The sequence below is a fragment of the candidate division KSB1 bacterium genome (genome assembly GCA_034505495.1).
GTDB lineage: Bacteria > Zhuqueibacterota > Zhuqueibacteria > Residuimicrobiales > Krinioviventaceae > Fontimicrobium_A.
The window spans coordinates 17834-22521 of the sequence record JAPDQV010000048.1; the positions used below are offsets into that span (position 1 = coordinate 17834).

3 protein-coding genes are annotated in these 4688 nt (G+C 52.9%); 2 read left to right on the plus strand and 1 reads right to left on the minus strand.

Features of this window, described 5'->3' with window-relative positions; genetic code table 11:
* Nucleotides 1-391: 391 nt before the first annotated feature.
* Nucleotides 392-2185, plus strand: coding sequence for a KamA family radical SAM protein (locus ONB24_13930; protein MDZ7317213.1), 1794 nt, complete (start codon nucleotides 392-394; stop codon nucleotides 2183-2185).
* A gap of 406 nt (nucleotides 2186-2591) precedes the next feature.
* Nucleotides 2592-3974 (plus strand): TIGR00366 family protein, encoded by a 1383-nt coding sequence (locus ONB24_13935; protein ID MDZ7317214.1) that lies wholly within the window; start codon nucleotides 2592-2594, stop codon nucleotides 3972-3974.
* A gap of 62 nt (nucleotides 3975-4036) precedes the next feature.
* Here the strand turns inward: ONB24_13935 and queD are convergent, their stop codons facing one another.
* Complete coding sequence (queD, locus tag ONB24_13940; protein MDZ7317215.1) at nucleotides 4037-4402, minus strand: 6-carboxytetrahydropterin synthase QueD; 366 nt, start codon at nucleotides 4400-4402, stop codon at nucleotides 4037-4039.
* Nucleotides 4403-4688 lie beyond the last annotated feature (286 nt).

Sequence of the window (4688 nt, forward strand, 5' to 3'; positions counted from 1 at the left end):
GTCGAGCCGATCAAAAGCGTCGGTTTGCCGCGAAAGAGCAAATAGTGCGGATTGCCAGGATGAATTTGCAGAATGCCGTGCTGACCGTTGTGTGAGCAACCGATCATTAATAATAGCGAAAAAAGAAGCATCGTAATAGGTCTCATAAAGCCTCCGGCTCTTTCGAACAGCCTTTGAGAGATAAAAGCAACCGTGTCACCCAACCACTTTTTTTCTATCTGAAACAAAATTAGACATTTTTTGCGTCATTTACAATTGAAACACGGCATGATTTTTAGGGTAGAATGCGTCTGAGCCGTTAACAATTTTGGGGTTGACATTAAACGGGAAAAGCAGTATCTATAAGCTGCTCTTGAACGATCGTCCACCCGACAAGCCGAGGAAGGCTTTAATGATCACATCGGAACAGCAGAAGCGTTTGTTCTCCGCCAATGAGGTCGTCCATCAAATTCTCAAGGATGCCGAGTCCGTGCAAGTAGCCCGCAACTTTTTAATGGCCTATATCGAAGAGTTGTCGCGGTTTCTGCATCAATCGGCGCTAAAAATAAAGGGTCTGGAATATGATGTCCAACTATCCTGCCTCAATGTCTTCCGCACTCTTATTTCAGTCCGCAGCGAGCGCCTTACGCGTTACAGCCTACTTAAGCAGCTCTGGCTTTTAGCCAACGAGCGTTATGACAAGATCTCTCCGCAAATGAATCAAGCATTTATCGAGGAGATGCATCATCTGTTTTTGGGCATGCGGGGACAAAGCGGCATATACCGACACACCGAGCCGCCGCGTTTTCTCGGCTTGGCCAAACGCGAAGCGGCGTTGGTACGCTCTGAAGAGTTGGACGTTATGGCGGCAGCGGCCGATTCCTTTCTCAAACGGTATCCCTGCGGCCTCGACCCTGAGGTCATCGAGCGGCGGGATGAAAATCGACGACGCATAATGCGGCGATTGCAGGCGAACGAAAACGATTGGGACGACTATCGTTGGCACATGCGGAACGTCATCCGGACGAGCGGTCAACTCGCCCAATTGGTTGAGCTGACCGATGAGGAACGGCAGGCGATCGATTTTGCCCGTGAAAGCCGTATCCCGTTCGGCATTACGCCCTATTATGTTTCGCTGATGGACTATGAGCATCATCGCCGTAACGACCATGCGATACGGGCCCAAGTAATTCCGCCTCTCTTCTATGTGAAAACTATGGCGGAAAAACGCCAAAATGGATGCGAAGAGCTGGATTTTATGCGCGAGCAGGACACCTCGCCTGTCAATTTGGTTACGCGGCGTTATCCGAATATTGCCATTTTCAAACCCTTCAACACATGCAGTCAAATCTGCGTCTATTGTCAACGCAATTGGGAAATCGAGGATGTGCTGATGCCCACGGCGATGGCGTCAAAGGCAAATATCATAGCTGCATTAGAGTGGCTGCGCGCGCATCCGGCGATCAACGAAATCCTGATTACCGGCGGCGACCCGTTGGTGATGAGCGACGAACGGCTGCAATTCCTGCTCGCTGCAGTGGCCGATATTCCGCATGTCGAGCGTATTCGCATCGGCACTCGCACTCCGGTGGTTTTGCCTCAGCGCATCACGGATGAGCTCATGGATATCATTGCGACGTATCACGTTCCCGGTCGTCGCGAAGTGGCGCTCGTGACTCATTTCGAGCATCCTTATGAAATAACACCGGAGGCAATGGCGGCGGTACAGCAGTTCCGCCGCCGCGGCCTATCGGTTTACAATCAAGCGGTCTTTACCATCGAAAACAGCCGCAAATTCGAATTGACGGCACTGCGCAAGTGGTTGCGGCTTATCGGTGTGGACAGCTATTACACTTTTAATACCAAAGGCAAAGAGGAAACCCGAAACTACCGAGTGCCCATGGCACGTTTGCAGCAGGAAGTCAAAGAAGAGGCACGGTTGATGCCCGGCTTGGTGCGCACAGACGAACCGGTTTATAATGTGCCGCGCTTGGGCAAAAACTATCTGCGCGCCGTTCAGCATCATACCCTTCTGACCATTTTGCCGAACGGCAGCCGGGTCTATGAATTCCATCCCTGGGAAAAAAATCTCGCACTTGTAGATACTTATATCGACGTCGACGTTCCAATCTATGACTATTTGAAAGAACTTGAACGTCGCGGCGAAAATCCAGATGATTACCGAACTATTTGGTACTACTTTTAAACTAATCGCTTTTGGGCGTCGAGTTGAAAAAAAACCCCTTGCCGAACGGTTCCCGTCCAGGCGCCGCGCAAAGCAAACCTGTTCGTAACGTATAGGTATTGTTTGCAGCCCCGACTGGGGCTAGGCGGCTTCAAGCGAAAGGCAATGTCGAATAATAAAATATTTTTTACTCCCAGATGCAATAACTTATTTGCTTGTCGTCGGCCTTGACCAAAGTCGTCATATTTTTGTTGCGGATCGCAGACCATCGATCGGCTCATGCTGGGCCTTCTATCCTTTTACCTATGATGCGTCGGCTGCCAAGCGACGGTTTAGATTTTGTCTTCTTTTGATGTTTGTCCATTTACGGAAGGTTACTATGCAGCGCTCGACTTTACAAAAAGAGCAAACAAGATGGTGGCCGACTATGAAGCACCTCAACACATTGGCCATGATCTATGCGCTGGTCGTCGGCATGGTGCTGCTGAGTTGGATGGTGCCCAGCGGCGAATATGCGCGGGTTACGGAAAACGGCCGCACGATGGTCGTGCCCGACTCTTACCGACGAGTGTCCTCCGAGCCGCCGGGACTCGATGCGGCGCTGACGGCGCCGGTCAAAGGTTTTGTCAAGGCGGCGGAAATCATCGTTTTTCTGTTCATCGTCGGCGGGGCCTTTAGTGTCCTGCAAAGCACCGGCGCCGTCGAGGCGGGAGTGCGGCGGCTGGCCGGATTCTTGGCGCAGCGACCGAATCGTCGTCGCCTTTTTATTCCTGTTTTCATGGTTCTCTTTTCTGCCGGCGGAACGATTTTCGGCATGTGCGAGGAGACCCTGCCGTTTGTGCTGATCTTTGTTCCCCTGTCGCTTTCGTTGGGTTACGACACGATCGTCGGTACGGCGATCCCCTTTCTGGGCGCGGCGGCAGGATTTGCCGCAGCGGTCATCAACCCCTTTACGGTCGGCATCGCCTCGAGTATTGCCGAGCTGCCGCTTGCTGCCGGCATGGGGTACCGACTCTTCGTATGGATCATTAGCACCCTGTTTACCATCCTTTTCGTCATGCGCTATGCCGCCAAGATCGAAAAGAATCCGGCGGCCAGTCCGACCTTTGCACTGGACGAGCAAAAGCGGCGCACAGGGCTGCAGGCAGAGTTCGATGCGGCACCGTTGACGCCGCGCCTGCGCGGGGTGCTGATCGCGGTGGGACTCGCTTTCCCAATCCTGATCTACGGCGTTTTGGCGCACCACTGGTTCATCATCGAAATGGCGGGCTTTTTTCTCGGCTTGGCGATGGTTGCGGCGTTCATTGCCGGACTGTCGATCGACGATTTTACCGATTCCTTCAAAGCCGGAGCCAAAGAGATGGTCGGCGTTGCCTTGATCATCGCCTGTGCGCGGGCGCTTTTGGTCGTCGCCGAGGAGGCCAAAATCTTGGACACTTTTCTCCACGCTGCGAGCTTTTTCATCGCCAAGCTTCCGCCCGTCTTTGCCGCGCAAGCCATGTTCGTTGCGCAGGCGGTCATCAACTTTTTTGTGCATTCGGGTTCAGGACAAGCTATGCTGACCATGCCGGTGATGACGCCGCTCGCCGACGTCATCGGCATCAGCCGCGAAAGCGCCGTGCTCGCTTTTGTTTTTGCCGAAGGCTGGATCAATCCGGTGCTGCCGACTTCGGGCGTGACCATGGGCGTGCTGGGATTGGCGGGCATTCCCTGGTCCAAATGGGCAAAATGGATGCTCCCCCTGCAGATCTTTTTCTTTATCGTCGCTTTGCTGCTCTTGATCCCGCCGGTGCTTCTATTCGGCCGCTAAGGAGGCGTGCTTATTTAGAGCGCTCCTTGTCGCAAGCCGTCGATCGTCGACGGCCTCCCCCATTAACGGCGCGGTTCGTAGACCACGGCATAATCATCCGATTCGGCGACCTCTACGCTGAGCACGTCGATCGGCGCGCGGGCAGAAAGCGTTTCATAAAAGTACTTGGCCAGGTTTTCGCTGGTCGGATTCAGTTTGTCGAACGGCGGGACCTCATTGATGAACCGGTGGTCGAGCGTTGCGACGCACTCGTCCACTGCCTTTTTCAGAGCCACTAAATCGACGACCATGCCGTTTTCATCCGGTTGTTGAGCGGCAAAGGTCACACTGACCCGCCAGTTGTGGCCGTGAATGTCGGCGCAGACGCCGTTATAGCCGCGCAAAGCATGTGCTGCCGAAAAGCCGCTGTGAATGATCAGTTTAAACATGATTGTCGTTTTCCAAATCTTAAAGCCGGCGCGTTCTGCTGCGGAAGCTGCGTTCGGCAGGTGCGGCGCCCTCCCGCGGCTTTTTATTAAAACCTCAGATGTAAGTTAATTTAGCGTTGTTTAAAGTTATCGGGATTTCCTAACTTGCTACAGTTGCATAACTAATCCATTAAGGAGGAAATCCCATGGTCATTCACAAGAGAACCAAGCTGACGCCTTTGCAGAGAGAGGCTCTTTACAAAGACCGATATGAAAATCACATGAGAATTTGTGATCTTATGCGCAA